At 57.1% G+C, this 20615-nt stretch carries 19 protein-coding genes and 1 tRNA gene; 18 read left to right on the forward strand and 2 right to left on the reverse strand.

Annotated elements, in window-relative coordinates; genetic code table 11:
* Positions 1–430: 430 nt before the first annotated feature.
* Positions 431–1387: an arsenic resistance protein gene (locus tag CL546_RS08525; RefSeq protein ID WP_290494126.1), complete on the reverse strand. Its 957-nt coding sequence runs from the start codon at positions 1385–1387 to the stop codon at positions 431–433.
* Positions 1388–1875: 488 nt separating this feature from the next.
* On the opposite strand from CL546_RS08525, the gene CL546_RS08530 reads away from it, so the two are divergent.
* The 9 genes from CL546_RS08530 to CL546_RS08570 all read left to right on the forward strand — a co-directional run bounded on the left by CL546_RS08530 (position 1876) and on the right by CL546_RS08570 (position 8304).
* Positions 1876–2163 (forward strand): hypothetical protein, encoded by a 288-nt coding sequence (locus tag CL546_RS08530; RefSeq protein ID WP_290494127.1) that lies wholly within the window; start codon positions 1876–1878, stop codon positions 2161–2163.
* A 243-nt stretch (positions 2164–2406) separates the two neighbouring features.
* Entirely contained in the window at positions 2407–2967 is a 561-nt protein-coding gene (gene infC, locus CL546_RS08535) for a translation initiation factor IF-3 (protein WP_290494128.1), read from the forward strand.
* A 38-nt stretch (positions 2968–3005) separates the two neighbouring features.
* The gene (rpmI, locus tag CL546_RS08540) at positions 3006–3200 is read left to right on the forward strand and encodes a 50S ribosomal protein L35 (RefSeq protein WP_007149690.1); all 195 of its coding nucleotides are present in this window, start codon (positions 3006–3008) and stop codon (positions 3198–3200) included.
* A 25-nt stretch (positions 3201–3225) separates the two neighbouring features.
* Positions 3226–3585, forward strand: a complete 360-nt coding sequence (gene rplT, locus CL546_RS08545) for a 50S ribosomal protein L20 (RefSeq protein WP_007151143.1) — start codon at positions 3226–3228, stop codon at positions 3583–3585.
* Between the two features lie 167 nt (positions 3586–3752).
* Positions 3753–4772 carry a phenylalanine--tRNA ligase subunit alpha gene (gene pheS, locus CL546_RS08550; protein WP_290494129.1) on the forward strand — a complete coding sequence of 340 codons (1020 nt, stop codon included), beginning with the start codon at positions 3753–3755 and terminating at the stop codon, positions 4770–4772.
* Between the two features lie 33 nt (positions 4773–4805).
* A complete protein-coding gene (gene pheT / locus CL546_RS08555; protein WP_290494130.1) occupies positions 4806–7196 on the forward strand; it encodes a phenylalanine--tRNA ligase subunit beta in 2391 nt (796 codons plus the stop codon).
* A gap of 25 nt (positions 7197–7221) precedes the next feature.
* A complete protein-coding gene (ihfA, locus tag CL546_RS08560; protein ID WP_007151347.1) occupies positions 7222–7524 on the forward strand; it encodes an integration host factor subunit alpha in 303 nt (100 codons plus the stop codon).
* Entirely contained in the window at positions 7505–7864 is a 360-nt protein-coding gene (locus CL546_RS08565) for a MerR family transcriptional regulator (RefSeq protein WP_007149838.1), read from the forward strand. The genes ihfA and CL546_RS08565 overlap by 20 nt, the downstream gene beginning before the upstream one ends.
* A gap of 363 nt (positions 7865–8227) precedes the next feature.
* A tRNA-Pro gene (locus CL546_RS08570) sits at positions 8228–8304 on the forward strand.
* Between the two features lie 113 nt (positions 8305–8417).
* On the opposite strand, the gene ylqF is transcribed toward CL546_RS08570, so the two are convergent.
* Positions 8418–9356 carry a ribosome biogenesis GTPase YlqF gene (gene ylqF / locus CL546_RS08575; protein WP_290494131.1) on the reverse strand — a complete coding sequence of 313 codons (939 nt, stop codon included), beginning with the start codon at positions 9354–9356 and terminating at the stop codon, positions 8418–8420.
* A gap of 204 nt (positions 9357–9560) precedes the next feature.
* Between ylqF and CL546_RS08580 the strand changes: the two genes are divergently transcribed.
* The 9 genes from CL546_RS08580 (at position 9561) to CL546_RS08620 (ending at position 20606) form a co-directional block, all read left to right on the forward strand.
* Positions 9561–10763, forward strand: coding sequence for an acyl-CoA dehydrogenase family protein (locus CL546_RS08580; protein WP_290494132.1), 1203 nt, complete (start codon positions 9561–9563; stop codon positions 10761–10763).
* A 27-nt stretch (positions 10764–10790) separates the two neighbouring features.
* Complete coding sequence (locus tag CL546_RS08585; RefSeq protein ID WP_290494133.1) at positions 10791–11915, forward strand: acyl-CoA dehydrogenase family protein; 1125 nt, start codon at positions 10791–10793, stop codon at positions 11913–11915.
* Positions 11916–12051: 136 nt separating this feature from the next.
* A complete protein-coding gene (locus tag CL546_RS08590) occupies positions 12052–12678 on the forward strand; it encodes a TetR/AcrR family transcriptional regulator (protein ID WP_290494134.1) in 627 nt (208 codons plus the stop codon).
* Between the two features lie 166 nt (positions 12679–12844).
* Positions 12845–13735: an oxygenase MpaB family protein gene (locus CL546_RS08595; protein ID WP_290494135.1), complete on the forward strand. Its 891-nt coding sequence runs from the start codon at positions 12845–12847 to the stop codon at positions 13733–13735.
* A gap of 11 nt (positions 13736–13746) precedes the next feature.
* Positions 13747–15417: a class I adenylate-forming enzyme family protein gene (locus CL546_RS08600; protein ID WP_290494136.1), complete on the forward strand. Its 1671-nt coding sequence runs from the start codon at positions 13747–13749 to the stop codon at positions 15415–15417.
* A 38-nt stretch (positions 15418–15455) separates the two neighbouring features.
* Positions 15456–17114, forward strand: a complete 1659-nt coding sequence (locus CL546_RS08605) for a lipoprotein insertase outer membrane protein LolB (protein WP_290494137.1) — start codon at positions 15456–15458, stop codon at positions 17112–17114.
* Positions 17111–17671: an FMN-binding protein gene (locus CL546_RS08610; protein ID WP_290494138.1), complete on the forward strand. Its 561-nt coding sequence runs from the start codon at positions 17111–17113 to the stop codon at positions 17669–17671. The genes CL546_RS08605 and CL546_RS08610 overlap by 4 nt, the downstream gene beginning before the upstream one ends.
* A 92-nt stretch (positions 17672–17763) precedes the next feature.
* The gene (locus CL546_RS08615; RefSeq protein ID WP_290494139.1) at positions 17764–20418 is read left to right on the forward strand and encodes an intermembrane phospholipid transport YdbH family protein; all 2655 of its coding nucleotides are present in this window, start codon (positions 17764–17766) and stop codon (positions 20416–20418) included.
* Complete coding sequence (locus tag CL546_RS08620) at positions 20415–20606, forward strand: YnbE family lipoprotein (RefSeq protein ID WP_198005033.1); 192 nt, start codon at positions 20415–20417, stop codon at positions 20604–20606. Before CL546_RS08615 ends, CL546_RS08620 begins: the two co-directional genes overlap by 4 nt.
* Positions 20607–20615 lie beyond the last annotated feature (9 nt).

Consider the following 20615-nt stretch of genomic DNA (forward strand, 5'->3'; position numbering starts at 1 on the left):
TGCAAAGCAATCAACAGCGTCATTGCGACTATGAAACAGCGTTTAATCATGCAAGTGGTCCCGGAATTTGATCGTGAGCCTAGCAGAAAGGCAACCACATTGAAACGACTGGCCCACCCATGGTGTTACGTGAGTCAGTAGTGCGCTGCCCTGAGTGGCGGGCGATTGCACCGACCAACCGCAGTTCGTCTATGTGGCCGCCGCCGGGGGGCGGCCGGGCCGGGATCAATATGGCCGGCGGCGACGTTATGTTCGATCTTCGCGCCATGCCGGTGGTCATGGCGATGCGGACCAATATGACCGTGCAGGAATTGGCTGAAGAGCTGTTTCCCTACTGACCATGGTGGAAGGGCTCAAGCTCTGCGCCCAGACTTTTACCACGGATGTGATTCAATTGTCCTGTTGCGCCGGGTAAGGCTGCGTTCCCGGCTCAGTCGGCATTCCTGATCAGGCGCGGCAGCCAGCGCAGATACGCCACCATGCCGAACAACTCGACCAGGGACTGGAACACAATGACAACGATAGCGGCACGCCAGGGCTCCGGCAGTGACAGGGCCAGTGGCAGCATAACGAAGGAGTTTCGGGTACCAAAGCTGAACGTGAGTGTGCGGCCGATAGTGGGTGTGAACCCGAATAGCTCACTGAGCCCCTTGCCGATAACAGCAGCGGCAACCAGATAAAGTACAAAGACCACGAGCGCGGACCACAGCAGGGCGCCATTGTCGATCACCAGGCTGACCTGGGAGCCGGCAATCAGAAACACCACCAGCGCCAGCAATGGCACGGGCAGCCACCCAAGCCAGTCCACCAGTGTTTGCGCTCGCTGGTGCTTTTCCGTCAGCCGTTCGGTTAACCAGGCCAGGATCAGCGGAGTGACAATCAGTCCGAAGAAGGCTGGCAGCAAGTGGCTGCCAACCGCCAGTTCAATGGCGATATTGCCCATGAAGAGCCAGATGTAAACAGGCAGCAAAATGAGCTGCACAATCAGCAGGATCGGCGCGGCCGCGATGGCCCGGGCACCGTCCCCGCCACCGAGATGGGTAAAACTGATAAACCAGTCCGTACAGGGTACCAGCAGTACCAGCAGCACGCCGAGACGAATAGCGGGATCATCCGGTAACAACCACAATAGAAGACCAACGACCACTGGTATCAGAATAAAATTGCCCGTCAGCAAAGCGGCCAGAAAGCGGCGATCATGAAATGCCGACCTGAGATGTATCAGTGGTACCTGAGTGAAAGTGGTGTACAGGAGAACGCCCAGTGCGGGCCAAAGTAGCGCTTCCCAATGACGGGTCTGCTCTGGTGACATCCAGCCGATGGCCATGCCGGCCAAGATGGCTAGGAGATAAAGCCAGACTTGATATCGTTCCAGTTGTTCGCGCATTTAAGGCTGTTCCCGCTGTTTTTCGAGAGCACGATAGTATCATTGGTGCGCAATGAACTCCCGACACTTGCCCTGAGCATTTCGGCAGGCTTATCGAGGGGGACTGAAAACTCTTTAGGTTGGGTCGGGGGAGATACGGTAAAATGGTTAGCGTCAGCGTTATACCTTTTTGCCGACAGTAGCGGGGATGGGCGTCTCCACAGGGTTGGTGGTTTTTTTACCCGGTTTGGCTGGTTCTGACCCTGTTGAGAGGGGCTGTCAGTAAAAAAATGAAATTATTTTCAAGGAATTTCTGAGTATGGTATTTTTCATGGCATTACCGATTATCAGTAAAATAAGCTATTGAAAATAAAAGATAAAAAATTCTTATTGATAATAGAGTGGGAGTAGGGGAAAAAGGCGGCCGTAGGCCGCCTTTTTTGTTGCTGGATGCAGTTTTTCCTTCCTGCTTGATCTAGTATTAATAGACTGAATTCAGGAAATTGCTTATGGAAAAGCGATTGATCGTATTGCTTATCGCGTTGATGGCTGCGGTTGTCTCTGGCTGTGTTGTTGTGCCGACTACGGACTCTTCATATGTATCTCCATGCCAAACCCTGAGTAACAGGATGGCACTGATGCCGATCAATGTGGCCAGCGCAACTGGCAGCCATGACAGCTCAACCGGTATGGGGTCCCTCCTGTTGTTGCCGGCTACGGCACTGGTATCGGGGGTTGTTGTCGGGGTTAATAATCTCTACAACATGGGGGAAGAGAGGATTTCCTGCAAAGCATGATGGTGATTGCTTGAAAAGTGTCCAGATTTGCTTAAAATACGCCCCCTTGCCGGCATTCAGGCCCTGTTTGTGCAGTTGCCTAGAGTGAGAGGAGTCTCTCAACCGGCCAGAATTCATTCCGTTTCAGTCAGTTGCGTACGCCGGCCAGATAAGGGCCGGGGTTGTTGTGCCCGTTGTGGTGGCATACAATGCGCGCCTATTTACTGAGGCGGTGAGGCTACTCGCCTCGTTTTCGATCACAGATTGGAGGTTCACGACATTAAGCGTGGAGGCAAAGGCCGCGAGCAGCGCGCCAATACAAATCAGCAAATCCAGGCAACCGAAGTTCGGTTGATTGATGTGGACGGTGAGCAGGTCGGTATCGTCAGCCTGCAGGATGCCTTGGAAAAGGCCACCTCTAAACAGCTGGATCTGGTGGAGATCTCCCCTGGTGCAGAACCGCCGGTTTGCCGAATCATGGATTACGGCAAGCATCTGTTCGAGGCAAAACAGAAGGCCAAAGAGGGGCGTAAGAAACAGCGCCAGACTCAGGTCAAGGAAATCAAATTCCGTCCCGGCACCGACATTGGTGACTATGAGGTGAAACTGCGTAACCTCATTCGTTTCCTTGAGGCCGGCGACAAAGCGAAAATCACCGTCCGTTTCCGCGGTCGGGAGATGGCTCACCAGGAACTGGGCCGGGAACTGCTCGCACGTATCGAGAAGGACCTGGAAGAGTACGGTTCTGTTGAGCAACGTCCGAACATGGAAGGGCGCCAGATGATCATGGTGCTCGGCCCGGGCAAAAAGAAGAAACAGTCCTGATCGACTGTTTAATTTATTCACCAACTTGAGAAGGTACCATGCCTAAAATCAAGACAAATCGTGGGGCTGCCAAGCGTTTCAAGAAAACCGCCTCCGGTTTCAAGCGCAAGCAGGCATTCAAAAACCACATTCTGACCAAAAAGTCTTCCAAGACTATTCGTAAACTGCGTCCGAAGCAGGAAGTCCACGAGAATGATGTGGCTCTTGTTAAACGCATGATGCCCTACGCATAACTTTTACGGATCTGGAGACTAAAAAATGGCACGAGTAAAACGTGGTGTGCAGGCCCGTCGTCGGCACAAGAAGATTCTCAAGCAGGCTAAAGGCTACTACGGTGCCCGCAGCCGTGTATTCCGTGTAGCGGTACAGGCCGTTACCAAAGCCGGTCAGTACGCCTACCGCGACCGTAAGGTTCGCAAGCGTCAGTTCCGTCGTCTGTGGATTGTGCGTATCAACGCCGCTGCGCGTCTGAACGGCCTCTCTTACAGCCGTCTGATCAATGGGCTGAAGAAAGCGTCCATTGATATCGACCGTAAAGTACTGGCGGACATCGCTGTCCGTGATCAGGCAACCTTTAGCGCTTTGGCCGAAAAAGCCAAAGCGAGTCTCACCGCCTGATCGACTGTTACGCAGCTGCGTAGTAGTGCATTCAACGGGGGAAGAGTTCGCGCTCTTCCCCCGTTTTTGTTGGTAAAAGAGACGCAACAAGCGACACGCTTCATGCAACACGGGGAGAGGGCCTGCAGTGTTGTATGAAGCGTGCTGCGTGAGGCGGAGGAATCTAAATGGAAAATCTCAATGCCCTGGTTGACGCTGCCTTGGCAGAGGTCGAGCAGGCTGGCGACATTCGGGCGCTGGACGATGTGCGGGTGAAGTACCTGGGCAAAAAAGGTGAAATCAGTGCCTTGATGAAGGGGCTGGGCAAGCTGAGCGCAGAAGAGCGCCCGCAGGCCGGCGCCGTCATCAATGAAGGCAAGCAGAAGGTTCAGGACGCTATTGCCGGGCGCAAAAGTGCCATGGAAGAAGCTGCCTTGAATGAACAGTTAGCTAGCGAAACCGTGGACGTGACCTTGCCGGGTCGAGGTGAAATGCCTGGAGGTCTGCACCCGGTAAATCGTATGCGTCGCCGCATTGAAGATTTCTTTTTGCGTCTGGGGTTTGATATTTCCGAAGGTCCGGAAGTGGAAGATGACTTCCACAATTTTGAGGCCTTGAATATCCCCGGCCACCACCCGGCACGGGCCATGCACGATACCTTCTATTTCGGTGATGGGCGCCTGCTGCGCACCCATACATCACCGGTACAGGTACGGGTGATGGAGCAGGGCAAGCCGCCGTTCCGGATTATTGCGCCGGGCCGGGTGTATCGCTGTGATTCAGATCTGACCCACACTCCCATGTTCCATCAGGTGGAAGGCCTGTTGGTGGACAAGGGTATTACCTTCGCCGATCTGCGTGGCACTGTGGCGGAATTCCTGCGCTTTACCTTTGAAGTGGAAGACTTGCCGGTCCGTTTTCGGCCCAGCTATTTCCCGTTCACCGAGCCCAGCGCGGAAGTGGATGTGGGCTGCGTGAGTTGTGGTGGCGATGGCTGCCGGGTGTGCTCGCACACCGGCTGGATCGAAATCATGGGCTGCGGCATGGTGCACCCGAAGGTACTGGAAGCGGGTGGCGTTGATGCGGAAGAGTACAGCGGCTTTGCCTTTGGTATGGGGATCGAGCGTATCGCCATGCTCCGTTATGGCGTGAACGACTTGCGGTTGTTTTTTGAAAACGACACCCGCTTTTTGTCCCAGTTCAGCTAACGTCTCCCGCGAACAAGTTAAAGGAATCACGACATGCGTTTTAACGAAGCCTGGTTGCGGGAGTGGGTAAACCCCGCCGTGGATACCGACACCCTGGTGCAGCAATTGACCATGGCCGGCCTGGAAGTGGACGGGGTGGAACCGGCCGCCCCGGATTTTACCGGCGTGGTGGTCGGGCAGGTGGAAAGCTGCGAACCGCATCCGGATGCCGACAAACTCAGCGTCTGTCAGGTGACCAATGGCGCTGACACGGTGCAGGTGGTGTGTGGTGCAGCCAATGTGCGTGTGGGCCTGAAGATGCCCTTCGCCCAGGTCGGTGCGGTGCTGCCCGGTGACTTCAAGATCAAGAAAGCCAAGCTGCGCGGCCAGGAATCCAATGGCATGCTGTGCGGCGCGTCGGAACTGGGCCTGGAAGACCTGATCGATGGCCTCATGGAACTGCCGGAAGACGCCCCGGTAGGCACCGATTTCCGCGACTACCTGAGCCTCGACGACACCATCATCGAAGTGGATCTGACCCCTAACCGGGCTGACTGCCTGAGCCTGCGTGGTATCGCCCGGGAAGTGGGCGTCATGAACCTGAGCCCGCTCACCGAGGCGGCCATCAGCAAGGTGGCGCCGGCCATTGATGATGCATTGAGCGTAACGCTGGCGGATAACGCCGGCTGCCCCCGCTACCTGGGCCGGGTCATCAAGGGAGTGAATGTTAACGCTGCCACCCCGCTGTGGATGGTGGAGCGCCTGCGCCGTGCGGGCCTGCGTACCATCGACCCCATCGTAGATGTAACCAACTATGTGTTGGTGGAACTGGGGCAGCCGCTGCATGCGTTCGATCTGGCCAAGCTCAGCGGTGGCATCACCGTACGTAAGGCCAAAGCGGATGAGGCGCTTACCACCCTGGATGATCAGGAGCTGACGCTACGGGACGATACCCTGGTAATTGCTGACGACAACACGGCGCTTGCGCTCGCTGGAGTAATGGGCGGCAAACCGTCATCCGTGACCACGGATACCCAGGATATTTTCCTGGAATGTGCCTTCTTCGCCCCCCTGGCGATTGCCGGCAAGGCTCGCTCTTATGGGCTGCATACCGACTCCTCCCACCGCTTCGAGCGCGGTGTGGATCCGCAACTGCAGAGCGATGCCATTGAGTACGCTACTGCCCTGATCCAGCAAATTGCAGGTGGCCAGGCTGGCCCTGTCACCGAAGCGGTGGACGAAGCGCAGCTGCCCAAGCAGGCCGAGCTGACATTGCGCGCTGAGCGGATCGAAGGCTTATTGGGCATGGGTTTGCCCGCCCAGCAGGTGGAAGACATTCTCGGCCGTCTGGGCATGGATATCTCCTCGAATGAAGACGGCTTGGGGTGGACCGTGTTGGCTCCCAGCTGGCGCTTCGACATGGCCATCGAGCAGGATTTGATCGAAGAGTTGGCGCGCATTTATGGCTACGAAAAGCTGCCTAGTCGGGTGCCGGCGGGTTCGCCTTCCGGTGAGACCGTGCCGGAACGGATCGTGGCCGTGCGTCGTCTGGCGGACACCTTGATGGATCGCGGCTACCAGGAAGCGATTACCTACACCTTTGTGGAGCCGGGTCTGCTGGCGAAAGTCGAGCCCCGCGTGAAGCCGCTGCCGTTGCTCAATCCCATTTCTGCAGATTTGGGCGTTATGCGCACCACGCTGCTGGCGGGCCTGTTCAGCACTGCGCGCCACAACCTGAACCGGCAGGCTGACCGCCTGCGTTTGTTCGAAACGGGCCTGCGTTTTGTGCCCACCGATTCGCCAGACGTGGAAGGCGGCCTGGAGCAGACGCCGATGATCGCTGGCCTGCTCTACGGCAGTGCCCAACCGCAGAACTGGGAAGGCAAGCGCCCGGTGGATTTCTTCGACCTGAAAGGGGACGTGGAAGCGTTGCTGGGGTTGTCCGATGCGCAGGCGTTCAGCTTTGAGCCTGCCGAGTACCCGGCGCTGCATCCAGGCCAGACTGCGGCATTGAAGCGTGATGGTGAGGTGGTGGGTTTCCTGGGGCGGATTCACCCGCGCCTGGCCGCTGATCTGGATCTGCCGGGTCAATTGTATGCTTTCGAACTGGCGCAGGCGCCGTTGCAACGAGGTTGTCTGCCCAGCTTTGAGGCCGTGTCTGACCAGCCGCGGATGCGCCGTGATCTGGCCTTTGTGGTAGAAGACAACGTCCCCGCAGGGGATCTGATCGCTGCGGTTCGCTCTGCCTGTGACGACCGTCTCACCGGGGTCAAGATTTTCGATATATATCAAGGCGATAGCATTGGTGAAAATCGTAAAAGCCTTGCTTTGGGCTTGACCTTCCAGGACCGTTCACGCACTCTTAAGGATCAAGAGGTGAATGACCTGGTGGATGCCGTAGTATCCCAGTTAAAACAACAGTTTAACGCCGCCTTAAGGGACTGAATTAAGGAAGGGTAGGGAGCTATTAATGGGAGCGCTGACCAAAGCGGATATGGCCGAGCGTTTGTTCGAAGAGTTAGGCCTGAACAAACGTGAAGCAAAAGAAATGGTGGAAATGTTCTTTGAAGAGATCCGTCATTCACTGGAAAACAATATCCCGGTGAAGCTCTCCGGCTTCGGCAATTTCGATCTCAGGGACAAGAGCGAACGACCAGGACGCAACCCGAAAACCGGTGAGGAAATCCCCATCACCGCCCGTCGGGTTGTTACCTTTCGTCCAGGACAAAAATTAAAACAACGGGTTGAGGCCTATGCTGGAACCAAGTCATAACGACGAATTGCCGGCGATTCCAGGAAAACGCTATTTCACCATTGGTGAAGTCAGCGACCTGTGTGACGTAAAACCGCACGTGCTGCGCTATTGGGAACAGGAATTTCCCCAGCTCAAGCCCGTGAAACGCCGTGGTAACCGTCGTTACTATCAGCGCCAGGACGTGCTGATGATCCGCCAGATCCGCAGCCTGCTGTACGATCAGGGCTTCACCATCGGCGGTGCCCGTCAACAGCTATCCGGCGGTGCCAACGCGGAGCAGGCCACCCAGTATCATCAGCTCATCAAGCAGATGATCGTGGAGATGGAAGAGGTTCTCGACGTGCTCAAGGCCTCCTGATCCAGACAGATAGCGACTTGTTGCTTGTCGACAAGCAAAAAAAGCCCCGGTAGCTCTGCTCCCGGGGCTTTTTTATGTCCTCCCGGACCAACTCATAATCCCTATCACTGTAGGAAACCATGCTTGGCATGGTGAACTGCCTCTCCACAAAACCCCATCTTCTGTAGAAACGTAGAGAAGTGGGGTAACGCCCGGGAGTGCAGCGAGTAAGAGGGCCTGTCGAGGCGCCTAACCTGCCAGCGACAAACCCGACAACCCCCCATCGCTTAAACCCTGAGCAACCAACACGTTACTGGTTCCATCCCCCAATCAAATCCGCTATTATGCTCGCCGCTTTGGTTGCTCTGTCTGCCAAGCACATCTCGGGGCGTAGCGCAGCCTGGTAGCGCACTTGCATGGGGTGCAAGGGGTCGGAGGTTCGAATCCTCCCGTCCCGACCAATCGAGATACAAAAAAGCCCGGCTGGAAACAGTCGGGCTTTTTTGTGCCTGGCGTTTGGGGGCGGATTATTTTTCCAGAGGGGTATGCGGTGCGCCGCTTGAGACGCAGCCGATCAGGGTTTCCCCTTCGCTTTATACGCCGCTTTGCGTGCCTTCTTCTTTGCCTCTTTTTCTTCTTCTTTCTTGCGCCGAATCTCCGCAACCTTCACATGCTCTTGCTCAGCCATGGCCGGGGTTTCCAGGGTGATGGGGCCCAGTTTGGCGCTGCGGTATTCGTTGATCAGCAGGGCGGCGGTGCGGTCGAAGTCCACGTGGCCGCCTTTGCCGATACAGCCACGTTGCTTGCCGATGGTTTCCAGGAAAGGTACGCCTTCATCCGGGAGAGCCTCCAGTTTGAAGCGCTCTTTCATTAACTCCGGGTAGGCCTGCATAAAGTATTCGGCGGCGAACAGGGCCACGTCGTCTTCCTGCATGGCGGTGGCTTTGATGGCGCCGGAGAGGGCCAGGCGATAGCCGCTGTCCGGGTTCTCGATTTTGGGCCAGAGGATGCCAGGGGTGTCGATGAGCACAAGGCCGTTGCGCAGGTCGATACGCTGTTGGCGCTGGGTCACTGCCGGTTCATTCCCCGCTTTGGCAATGATGCGGCTGGCCAGATTGTTGATCAGGGTGGATTTGCCCACGTTGGGTATCCCGGTGATCAGGGCGGTGACGCTGGTGGCTCGGTCCGTGCGTTTGCCAGCCATTTTCAGGGCGGTATCCACCAGTTTGCGGATTTGTTCCGGCTTTTCGGTGGTGATGGCCAGGGCGCGTACGCTTGGGTCCTGTTCCAGATGGGCGAGCCATTGTTCGGTAACGGCCGGGTCGGCCAGATCGCTTTTGCTAAGCAACTTGAGACAGGGCTTGTCGGCTCGGAATTGCTCGATGACCGGGTTGGCGCTGCTATAGGGCAGGCGGGCGTCTACCACTTCGATGATCAGGTCCACCTTGGGAAGAATGTCGCGGATTTCGCGGATGGCCTTGTTCATGTGGCCGGGGAACCAGTTGATGCTCATGGGCGCCGTATCGTGTTCATTGAATGTGGAGGGAGTATAAACCAGGTGGGCGGGAGAATGTTGAGGGTTGGCTGGGGGCATATTGGAAACAGATTTCCGGGGTTTTGACGGTTTTGGCCAGCCCGGTGACACGAATCGTCATTAGTGTCTCATATGGCCTCCCGTACACTGGCCTGATTGAGTCTATAAACAGTGGAGTGCGTCATGGATCTGCAGGTGCCGGAACAGGAAGCATCATTTCGGGATGAGGTGAGAACGTTCCTGGAGGAAAACCTCACCGATGAAATTCGAGAGGCAGGCAAGATGGTGACATCGGTGTTTTCACCGGTGAAAGAGGCCATGGCCTGGCAGACGATCCTGAACGACAAGGGCTGGGCGGCACCGCATTGGCCAAAAGAGTTTGGAGGCACCGGCTGGAGTGTGACCCAGCGGGCCATTTTCGCCGAAGAGCTGGTGCGTGCGGAAACGCCGCCACTGGTACCCATGGGCCTGCACATGTGCGGGCCCTGCCTGATTGGCTGCGGCACTCAAGAGCAGCAGAAGGAATACCTGCCAAAGATCCTCAGTGGTGAACATTTCTGGTGTCAGGGGTACTCCGAGCCCGGAGCCGGTTCCGATCTGGCATCACTGAAAACCTTTGCCGAGAAAGACGGTGATGACTACATCATCAATGGCACCAAGATCTGGACCACCTACGCCCACCATGCCAACAAGATGTTTGCGTTGGTGCGCACCCGTAAAGACGGCAAACCGCAACAGGGCATCACGTTTCTGTTGCTGGATATGGATCTGCCGGGCATTTCCATTGAGCCCATCGTGGGGCTGGATGAAGTCCCGGAGCAGTGCCAGGTATTCTTCGACAATGTCCGCGTACCGCAGAAGAACCGGGTCGGTGAAGAAAACGATGGCTGGACTGTCGCTAAATATCTGCTGACGTTCGAGCGTGGAGGTCAGGAGTATGCTCCCAGCCTTCATGTGCAGCTGGAGAAGATCAAGATGATGGCCTCCAGACAACAGACAGTGTTCGGTTCGTTGCAGGATGACCCGGTGTGGCAGTACAAGCTGGCTCAGCTGGAAGCGGATGTGCTGGCTCTGGAATTTACGGAAATGCGTATCAAGTCGGCGCTGTCAGCTGGCAAGGATCCTGGTGCACTGTCATCCATGACCAAGATACTGGGCACTGAATTGCTGCAGGCCATCACGGAGCTGCGCCTTGAAACTCTGGGGGCGCAGGCGACGATTTGGCAACCCCAGGCGCTGGTGCCCGGTGACGAGCAGCCGATTATCGGGCCGGAATATGCACTCACCGCCATGCCTCATTATCTCAATTCTCGAGCCTGCTCCATTTACGGCGGCTCCAACGAAGTCCAGCGCGGCATCATCGCCAAAGCTGTGCTGGGTTTGTAAACGTCCGCCAATAAAGGAGAGATCGTGATGAATTTTCAATTGAGTGAAGAGCAGCAGATGTTGGCGGACAGTGCCAAACGTTTTGTCCGTGACAACAGTAATGTGGAAACCCATCGGCAGAATAAAAAACTGATGCCTTTGAATGAAATGACCTGGCAGCAGCTTGCGGAGCTGGGCTGGCTGGCGGTGCCGTTTGAAGAGGAACACGGCGGCATGGGCATGGGGCCGTTGGAAACCATGGTGCTGTTGGAAGCCCTGGGCGAAGGTCTGATCATGTCGCCGTATATAGCCACTGTGGTGTTGGGCGGTGGTTTTCTGCGCCGGGCGGATGCTGGGACGCAAGCGAAAACCATTCCCGCCTTGATCGAAGGCCGCTTGCAGTTGGCGTTTGCCGCTGAAGAATACGAACGGGTTTTTAGCCTGGAAAATACGACGCTTCAGGGTGTAGTGAAAGGCGATGATGTGGTGCTGAATGGCACCAAGGCATCGGTCATGAATGGTGACCAGGCCGACTTGTTGGTGGTGCTGGCTCGCACCGCTGGGCAGCCGGGTGATCAGCAGGGCTTGTCCCTGTTCCTGGTGGATGCCAATGCCGAAGGAATTGAGCGTGTACCCCATCGCATGGTGGATGGTCGCCAGGGGGCGGAAATCCGCTTCGCTGACGTGAGCGTGTCTCAGGCTGAATGTATTGGTGAATTGAACAAGGGGTACGACGTGGCCAAGGCGGTTCTGCAGGAAGGCTTGCTGGCCTTGTCGGCGGAGAGCGTAGGGAGCATGTCCGTATTGCTTGATGATACGGTGGAATACACCAAGACGCGCAAACAGTTCGGCGTGTCTATCAGTAAGTTTCAGGTGTTGCAGTTCCGTATGACGGATATGTTCATCGCCATGGAGCAGACCCGCTCCCTGTTGCTGGCGTCGACACTGAAATACGTGGAAGGTCACGCTGATGCGGATAAGGCCGTGCATGCCATGAAGGCCCAGTTGGGCCGTGCCGGTCGCAAGATCGCTCAGGAAGCGATCCAGATCCATGGCGGTATGGGCATGACCGATGAGCTGGGCGTGGGCCATTTCGTGAAGCGTTTGACCGCAGCGGATGGACTGTTTGGTAACGCCGATGTGCATTTAAGGGAGATGGTAAAGCCTGCCTGAGTCGATGCCGCGGCCGGGGCCTGGCCGCCCCCGCCGTGTGTGATGATTGCGGGCCGGGGAGCCATAAGGTATATACCCCTGACGAGGGTGACGCTTAGGCTGCTCGTGTATCCGGTTTGAATCACAGGGGGTTGGAATGTCGCGCAAACACATCGCATCGGAGGCGCTGCTCAAGAATATTCAGGTTCCCCAGGGTGACAAAACCTACGAGAAAATTCTCGATGCCGGGCTGGCGCTGTTCGTGGAGTTCGGCTTGCGGCGCACCACCATGGAGGATGTGGCGACCCGGGCGGGCATTGGTCGGGCGACGGCCTATCGCCGTTTTGCGGACAAGGACCAGTTGATTCAGGTGGTGATTTTGCGTGAATGCCAGCAGCAACTGGCGATGATAGAGAGCGACCTGGAGAAAGTGGACGATGGTCTTGAGCGCGTTCTCGAGTCTTTTGTACTGGCGGTAACCCGAGCCCATCGGCACCCGTTGCTGAAGCGGTTGCTGACCTCGGAACCGGAAACCCTTTTACCGTTACTGACGCAACGGTTGTGGCAAATGATGGGATTCTTCCGCATCTATCTGGCCGGGCTGTTGCAAGTGGAGCAAGACAACGGCGCCATACGGCAACAGCCCATGGAGCCCATGGCCGAGCTGATGTTGCGGCTTATGCAATCCATGGTGCTGTCCCCTGATGGCATATTAAACCCGGCCGATGCGGCCAGCGTTCGTCAGGTAGCAGAAGACTACCTGCGCCCGCTTCTGGCACCTTGATAACCTTCCTGACCCTCTTTTTAACCCCATTCTTCCTGACTCAAAGTAACGGGTAATTGATCCTTTTGTTCTAAACATAATGCGGAAAGCTGTATGCATGGGTTGCTTTTCGGTCTGTGTGAGACGTATTTTTTTATTTGTCTCATTGCCAGTGATCGAATGCTTCATGACACAGACCGCCGAACAAACAGAACGACGCCTGGACCTTCAACCTTTAGGGCCTGATTCCCTGACCTGGCAGGATTTCGGTTCCTGGCGTTTTCATTTGATGCTGCCACAGGCTTTTGTGCTGCAGGTGGCGCACCCGATTATTGATGCGGGTGTGGGGGAACACTCCGTCTATAAAACGGACCCCTGGGGCCGCGCCAAACGGTCCACGGAATTGTTGTGGCCCATCGTGTATGCGCGCCCCCAGCGTGCGATCGAGATGGGTGTGAAACTGTACGACCTGCATCGCTCCATCAAGGGCGTCGACAAGCACGGCAAAAAATACTTCGCACTGGACCCGGAGGCCTACAGCTGGGTGCACATCACCGGTTACGACGCCACCCTTCGCATGCATGAGCTTTACGGCACGTCGCCCACCACCCGGCAGCGCCACGCGATGTTTGCCGAATGGCGGCAACTGGGAAAACTGATGGGCATCCGTGACAAGGACCTGCCCGCCACGGAGAGCGAATACTGGGATTACTTCCATGGCATGATCCGCGACAAGCTTGAGTGGGGAGCGGTGGTGCAGGATCTCATGCGCCCCGAGCATTATCTGGAAATCCCCAAGCCCCCAAACAGCAAGATACCCGATACCGCCTGGCGCATGATCCTCGCCGTGATGGGGCGCTTTATGCGATTCAATTTGCGCGCAACGCTGCCCGATGCGTTCCGCGAAACCTTCCATATTCCCTGGACGACTAATGACGAGCGCCTTTTCCGTCTGTGGTGTGGCACTTATCGCACCATGCATGCCCTGACACCGAAAAAGTGGCGATTGATTCCACTGGCCCGCAAAGCCTACACGGATGCGCAGCGCCACCCTGAAGCCTATAACAGCAATAACTGAAGGTGCTTTTTATGAAGTCGGATACTCGCCCCTGGTTGTCTACCTATGAATCGATGGGCTATGACTGGCACACCCTGCCAGAGCTGCCCGAGAAAACCCTGTCGGACTATGTGCGAGGGTATGCGGAGCAGTTTCCGGATCGCGAAGCGCTGGTGTTTCTGGGGCATGCCATGAGCTACCGGCAACTGGATGAGATGGCCGATCGCATGGCGGCGTTGTTTGTCGCGCAGGGCGCCAAAGCGGGCGACGTTCTGGGCCTGCAGATGCCAAACACCCCGCAATATGTGGTGGCCTTTATTGCGGCGGCGCGTCTGGGCATGGTCAGTACCAGCATCTCGCCTTTAATGACTCCGCCGGAAATTATTCACCAGGCCAGCGATGCCAGAGTAAAAATCCTGATGACGCTGATGCCGTTCTGGCAGACCTCCATTCCACCGGTATTGGGCAAGGTTGAAAGCCTGAGCACGGTGATTGTGTCCGGCCCCATGGACCTGGTCTCCGGTCAGGGGGAAAGCGTGGAGGAATCCCGGGACGGTGTGAATGTCATGTCGCTACATGATCACCTGCCGTCCAGTGTGGATCTGGTCGACACGAAGGTAGCCATGGATGAAGTGCTGTATCTGCAGTACACCGGTGGCACCACTGGTATGCCGAAAGGGGCCCGGCTCAGTTCGTTCAACCTGTTCATTAATAACCTGCAGGCCAATGTGTTCTACGGTTACCGCACCGGTGAAGAAACCGTCGCCTCGGCGTTTCCGTTGTTTCATATCGGTGGCGCCGCTGTGCTGTTTAACGCGCTGCGCACCGCCTCGACGTTTTTGTTGATTCCCGATCCCCGGGATATCGACCACTTTGTGGCAGAAATGCAGGCACGTACGCCAACAGTGCTGGCCGCCGTGCCGGCCCTGTATCAGATGCTGTGTGGCAATGAGACGTTCAAATCGCTGGATTTCAGCGGCTTGCGCATGGCCATTTCCGGTGCCGCACCGTTTGCCAAGGAAGAAGTACAGAAACTGGAAAGCGTGGTCGGTGCCGGCAAGTTTTGCGAAGTGTACGGCATGACCGAAACCAGCCCGGTGATCACGCTGAATCCGGCATCACACTTCAAGGAAGCCCACGTGGGGATTCCGCTGCCGGGCACGGATGTGCGCATCGTGGATGCTGAAGACGGCACACGCCCCATGCCACAGGGCGAAGCCGGGGAGATCATCGCTTCCGGCCCGCAGGTGATGCAGGGGTATCTGGCGATGCCGGAAGCGAGCCGGAAAGCGCTGCGGGTGATGGATGGTCAGACGTGGATGCACACCGGTGACATTGGCGTCATGGATGAAGATGGTTTTATTCGCGTCTGTGACCGCAGCAAGGACATGTTGATCGTCGGCGGCTACAAGGTGTTTTCCGTGGAAGTGGAAAGCAAGGTGCAGAGTCTGCCATGGGTTGCCATGTGCGCAGTTGTCGGTCGCCCGGATCATGACCGGCCGGGTAATGATGTGGTGCAGCTGTATATCCAGCGGATGCCGGACAATCAGGCGTCCGAGTCAGACCTTAAAGCCGAGTTGTCTACGTTCTACAAAGCCAACATGTCACCTTACAAGGTACCCAGAGAGGTGTTCTTTATTGATGCCATTCCTCTTACCTCCGTGGGCAAGATTGACAAGAAAGCCTTGCGACAAACCGCATAAAAGCAGCCCGAATACCAACAACAATCAGGTGAATGATGATGATCTCCTTGCTGCCTCAACAGGGTAAAAAAATGCTGTTGGTCCTGCTGCTTGGCCTGCAGGGCTGCTCTTCTCTGCAAGAATCAAACTATGTACCCACCTCTCCGGAAACACTGAATGAGTGGATGGTAGAAGGTCAGTTTGTGTTGCGTGCGGATGGCATAAAAAGCAAAAGCTATTTTTACTTCAAGCAGCTGGGAGAAAATTACCAGCTGGCCGTGTTGATGGATGATCCAGTGGGTGCCCCTAAGGCGGTGATCAGCGGCAATGTCTATGCGCCGCAAGAGGAAACGCTGGATGTGATCGGTGGGGCGAGCGCCAAGAAAGTGGCTGAGCACCTGCATGCCCAGCTCCAGGCGGGAGATCTGTCCTATTGGGTGCGGGGGCTGCCTGCCACCGCCAATGCGGTGATCTATCAGGAGAATCTATACCTGCCGGAGTCCATCGAAGAAAACGGGTGGAAGATTGCTTACCAGGATTACATGTCCGTGCAGGGTGGCTATCGCTTGCCTGCAGATATGGAAATGAAATCTGAGGGCGCGTCTCTGGATCTGGAACTGGTGCGAGCGGAAACCGGGTTTCTCACCAGCCCCTGTGATCAGGCCATAGCCGATGATCAGGAAACGGATAGCCCTGACGGTGCCTATGACTATGCCAGCGATGATGCGGTGAAGCGGTTAGTGCCGGAGGATGGCAGCGCGCCGTTGCCGCTGTGGATTGATGAAGTGGCCTTCTGCAAACAGCTGGCCAAGATCCATAACAACAAAATGCCGAATCCCCGCGAGGGGCTTTTCGGCCCGGATTCCATGATGTGGAAACTGGATGGCTTGAGTGCACCACCGGCCTTTGGGGCCGGTCGTGCACTTTTGCTGCAGGTAGCGCACCCCTGGATAACAGCGGGCATTGATCAACACTCGGAAGTGCGTAATGACCCCATGGGGCGTGCCCGTCGTACTTTCTATCATATCTCCAGCATGGTGTTTGGCAGCATGCCCCAGGCGATGGCCTCGGCTAACCAGGTGCGAGACATCCATGAGGAAATCGAGGGTGAAATGACCGAAGAGGCCGGCGCCTTCCATCGGGGCTCCGAATACCGGGCTAACGAAATCAACGCCATGATCTGGGTGCATGCAACACTGTGGGAAACCATCGTTCACATGTACGAAAAGCTGGAAGATGATCTGACCCCGGATGAGAAAAACCAGTTCTATGAAGAAACCAAACTGTTTGCCATGTTATTCGGGATTCCGGAAAGCGCCTTGCCTGCGGACTGGGATGCATTCATGGATTATAACCGTGCCATGTGGGCAAGCCCGCAGCTGACGGTGACTCCCAATGCCATGCAATTGAAGGAAGACCTGTTTGACGCCAAATCTATCTGGATGATCGCGCCACTCTGGGGGCAGAAAATCATCACCGCCGCCGAATTGCCACCGCGTATTCGGGATCAGTACGACATGAAGTATGGCTGGTGGCAGAAATTCAACTATGGCTGGATTCGTGGCGCCACCTGGACCGCCCAGGTGCTAATGCCGAAGAGTATGGAGCATCACCCGATTTATCATGAGGCACAGGCGCGCCTGGAAGGTGAACGGCTGGGCGGTTATAACCAGTGGTTGATTGAAGCCTTCTTCGATAAGGAGCGGCTGGTCAATTGAAGAGGCGCGGCATCAATCTGGTGATGACGGCGCTGTGGCTGGTCATGAGTGCGCAGGCATTGGCGATCAGCGGCTATGACGAAACCGAGTTTATGACGGTGGATGCGTTTTTATCCCAGGTCTATGGCGAGCCATTGCCGGGGATGTCTCTGTTGCCGTTACGTGGCAACTTGCGTGACCAGGTAGAGGCCGCATTGGGGCACCGGTATCGCGGCCTGCGATTGCGTTACTGGCGACAGGGGAATGTGACAACCTGGGTGATTGACGAAAAAAGCAAAGACATGCCGATGACGCTGGCCGTGGCCGTGGGGCCTACCGGCATTACTCACCTGAACGTGCTGGTGTATCGCGAACCTCGGGGCGGGGAAGTGCACCAGGCGTTTTTTCGTCAGCAATTTATCGGGATGACCCTGCAGGATGACCTGAGCCTGTCCCGTGAGGTGGATGGCGTTACCGGCGCCACCCTGTCGGTGGATGCCGTTAGCCGCGTGGCGGTCATGGCCCTGCTGCTCCATCAACACGTTATGGCCTTACAGGCAGAACCGGCCGCAGACTGAATCCCAGGCTTTCCAAACCCGCCCTGACGTCTCACTATCGAACCATTGACGCTGCCGGCCCTCTAACGTTTATGGTTCGATTCTCCTCGCGCATGCTTCGCCGCTGGGCATATGGCTTGTTGTTACTGCTGGCCACCGTGCTGCTACTGATTCTGGTGGCGGTAGGCTGGGCCTATGGTGCAGGCGTGCGCGTCAGTGAACCGGGTTGGCAGCAAGGCCTGACACTGGGGCAGTGGCGCCTGATACGCGACGACTGTGTGGCTGCCCGTGGCACCGACCTGACGCTCCAGGGCGTCTGGCCGCTCAAGGTCAAGCAGCGGGTGCTTGCCGTCTACAATTGCGGTGCCGGGAACGCCCCGGGGGCTTCCGGATCCCCCGACGGACTTCCCTGGACGCCACCCTTTGATCTGCAAGTTGCCGAACTGGACCTGTCAGCATTGATTACCTCCCTTCCCGTCATGGCGATGCAGCTTCACCAACAGGAGCAGTATTGGCAGCTGCAAGTGTCTGCACCGCAGGCGGCGCTCCAGGCGCAATACCAAGGTGCCGAGGGGCAATGGACTTTCAACAGTGAAGGGGCGCTAAGCGTGTTGTTGCCGGATTGGCAGGGCCACTGGCAACTGCATGGCGAAGGCAGCTGGCAAGGAGAGCCAGGCGGTGACATACAGCTGGAGATGCACTCGGCCGGACCGATAACGCAATCGCAACGGGCGGACCTGGCCGCGCAAGCCCACTTTCAGGGCGCCGACTGGCATATAGTCGCGGATCTGGTCCAGCCATTGGTGCTGAATAATGACTGGAAACTGACCGCCGCAGAGCCCCTTGCGGTGGCGGGCAACGGCCTCGCGCTGACGAACGCCAGGGGTAAGCTGCAACTGGCAGGCCCGCCGGGCACGATGACATTGCAGGCTCATAATGATCCCGGCGCAACCAACCCGGCAGGGCTTGAACAGGGCGGGGGGACGTTGCTGTTGCAGGGTGACAGCCTGGGCGGCCAGGTGGACTTTCATTGGCAGGATCGCATGCTGGTGCTTGAGCCGGCGTCGCTGACCTTGCCGCAAAATCTCACCGCGCAGTGGCAGGAGCCACTGCAGATACCCATGGCCCCCTCCGGCCGGGCCGATCTGCCGCTGCGGTTGGGTTACGACGGCTTGAACGTGAAAACCGGTGCCAGCCAGATTCAGTGGCAACGGGCAGGGGCTGAAGACGCGAGTCAGCTCGATTGGCAGTGGGCCGGCGATCTGTCGCTGCAGGGCCTGTGGCAGGGCTACCAATGGCAAGGCGAGTGGCAGGGCGCTGTCGGCAGTCATGGGTTGGAGGGTGAGCCCATCAAGCTCATCGCGCGGCAAGGGAGCGATCGTCTGAGCTTTCTGATGCCGGTCAATACCTTGCAGCAGGCGCCGTATGGTGCCGAGGCCAGGGTGAGCGGCAAGATCTCCGGTTATCCGCTGGACGGCACCCTGGCTTTTGCCCAGTCCGGCGCCGGCTGGGCCGGAACGCTCCAGGCCAGCACCACCTTGCCGCAGTTCGAGCGTGGCGGGCAGGTGGCGATAAAGGCCCCCTGGTCGTTGGCAGATGGCACGATCAGCGTGGCGGCAGGCAGTCAGGCGTCAATCATCGAAGGGCTTATCGGGCAGGCCCTGATCCGGCCGATATCGCTGCGTGCATCGGGGCCGTTGCAGATCAATGAACAGGGTATCACCGGCACCGTGGCCATTCATGGCGGTGGTTTGCTGGCCGCCCGCTGGCGACTGCCGCCGATATCAGGAACGGCGACGATGACAGGCAAGCGGGTGCAGGGCCGGCTAACCGTCAGTGAGTGGCAAAGCGAATTGCGGGCCAATGGGGCGCTTGAGAATAACGGTGGTGCGAGCGGCACCTTGAGCATGCGTAGCGCGCTGGTGCCTGCCATGGGGGTGGGCCTGGACGCCACTCCACGGCAAGGTCAGCTGGAAGGCAAAGGCCGCTGGCAATGGCGGCAGACGCTTAAAGCTTCCGGGGATATCACCCTTACCGGTGCGGATCTGGACTGGGGCAGCGTGACGGCCCGTGGTGCTGCCGGGGTGCTTCATGTTGAATACGATAACGGTGAATACGATAACGGCCAAGTGCAGCTCAGCAGCACCGGCCCCGTGACGGTGGACACCCTGGATATCGGCACGCCGATCACTGATCTGGCTCTCACCGTGAAGAGTGACCTGTCACAATGGCAATTTACCGATATCCGGGCCGATCTGCTGGGCGGTTATTTACGATCCCCGGCACTGGACTGGCCTTCGGCCCGCCCGCAGCCGGTGGTGATCAGCCGTATTGATCTCGCCGAAGTGGCCGCATTGCAAAACCCGCCACCGGTGTCCCTGTCCGGGCGAATCGGCGGCTATGTCCCCTTGCAGTTGGGAGCGGATTTTCTGGTCATTGAACAGGGGCGATTAGCCAACGAAGAGCCCCTGTCGTTGATCATTCCTGCCTCGTCCAGCGTGCAGGCCATGGCGGACTCCAATCAGGCGGTGAAATTGGCGCTGGACAGCCTTAGCACCCTGTTGATCAGCGACTTCCAGGCGCGCATGGCCATGGATAAAGTGGGTTGGCTGGATGCGGCGATCACCATTAAAGGGATAAACCCGCAAAGAAAAAGTCTGCCGGTAGTGTTTAACTACACACACCGGGAAAACGTGTTGGCGTTGATGCGTAGCTTGCGCATTGGCGATGAAATCACTGAACAACTGCGCACGGAGAATCGACAATGAAAAAACTCGGGCTGGGTACGGTGTTGCTGGCCGGTTGGCTGTTGGCGGCTTGTACGCCCACAGTGGCCCTGAAAGCGCCGGAAGATCCCATCACTATTAACCTGAATGTGAAAATTGATCATGAAATCCGTTTGAAAGTGGAAAAGGATATCGATCAGTTGTTCAGTGAAGACAGCGACCTGTTTTAAGGAGTGGGT

It is taken from the genome of Alcanivorax sp., assembly GCF_002726155.1.
Lineage (GTDB): Bacteria > Pseudomonadota > Gammaproteobacteria > Pseudomonadales > Alcanivoracaceae > Alcanivorax.

Coding starts and splice junctions, on each gene's coding strand:
- CL546_RS08525 (WP_290494126.1), bottom strand. CDS start 1,387: ATGCGCGAACAACTGGAACGATATCAAGTCTGGCTTTATCTCCTAGCC.
- CL546_RS08590 (WP_290494134.1), top strand. CDS start 12,052: ATGTCGCGCAAACACATCGCATCGGAGGCGCTGCTCAAGAATATTCAG.
- CL546_RS08530 (WP_290494127.1), top strand. CDS start 1,876: ATGGAAAAGCGATTGATCGTATTGCTTATCGCGTTGATGGCTGCGGTT.
- ylqF (WP_290494131.1), bottom strand. CDS start 9,356: ATGAGCATCAACTGGTTCCCCGGCCACATGAACAAGGCCATCCGCGAA.
- CL546_RS08620 (WP_198005033.1), top strand. CDS start 20,415: ATGAAAAAACTCGGGCTGGGTACGGTGTTGCTGGCCGGTTGGCTGTTG.
- pheT (WP_290494130.1), top strand. CDS start 4,806: ATGCGTTTTAACGAAGCCTGGTTGCGGGAGTGGGTAAACCCCGCCGTG.
- CL546_RS08580 (WP_290494132.1), top strand. CDS start 9,561: ATGGATCTGCAGGTGCCGGAACAGGAAGCATCATTTCGGGATGAGGTG.
- CL546_RS08605 (WP_290494137.1), top strand. CDS start 15,456: ATGATCTCCTTGCTGCCTCAACAGGGTAAAAAAATGCTGTTGGTCCTG.
- rpmI (WP_007149690.1), top strand. CDS start 3,006: ATGCCTAAAATCAAGACAAATCGTGGGGCTGCCAAGCGTTTCAAGAAA.
- CL546_RS08600 (WP_290494136.1), top strand. CDS start 13,747: ATGAAGTCGGATACTCGCCCCTGGTTGTCTACCTATGAATCGATGGGC.
- CL546_RS08585 (WP_290494133.1), top strand. CDS start 10,791: ATGAATTTTCAATTGAGTGAAGAGCAGCAGATGTTGGCGGACAGTGCC.
- CL546_RS08595 (WP_290494135.1), top strand. CDS start 12,845: ATGACACAGACCGCCGAACAAACAGAACGACGCCTGGACCTTCAACCT.
- CL546_RS08615 (WP_290494139.1), top strand. CDS start 17,764: ATGCTTCGCCGCTGGGCATATGGCTTGTTGTTACTGCTGGCCACCGTG.
- pheS (WP_290494129.1), top strand. CDS start 3,753: ATGGAAAATCTCAATGCCCTGGTTGACGCTGCCTTGGCAGAGGTCGAG.
- rplT (WP_007151143.1), top strand. CDS start 3,226: ATGGCACGAGTAAAACGTGGTGTGCAGGCCCGTCGTCGGCACAAGAAG.
- CL546_RS08565 (WP_007149838.1), top strand. CDS start 7,505: ATGCTGGAACCAAGTCATAACGACGAATTGCCGGCGATTCCAGGAAAA.
- ihfA (WP_007151347.1), top strand. CDS start 7,222: ATGGGAGCGCTGACCAAAGCGGATATGGCCGAGCGTTTGTTCGAAGAG.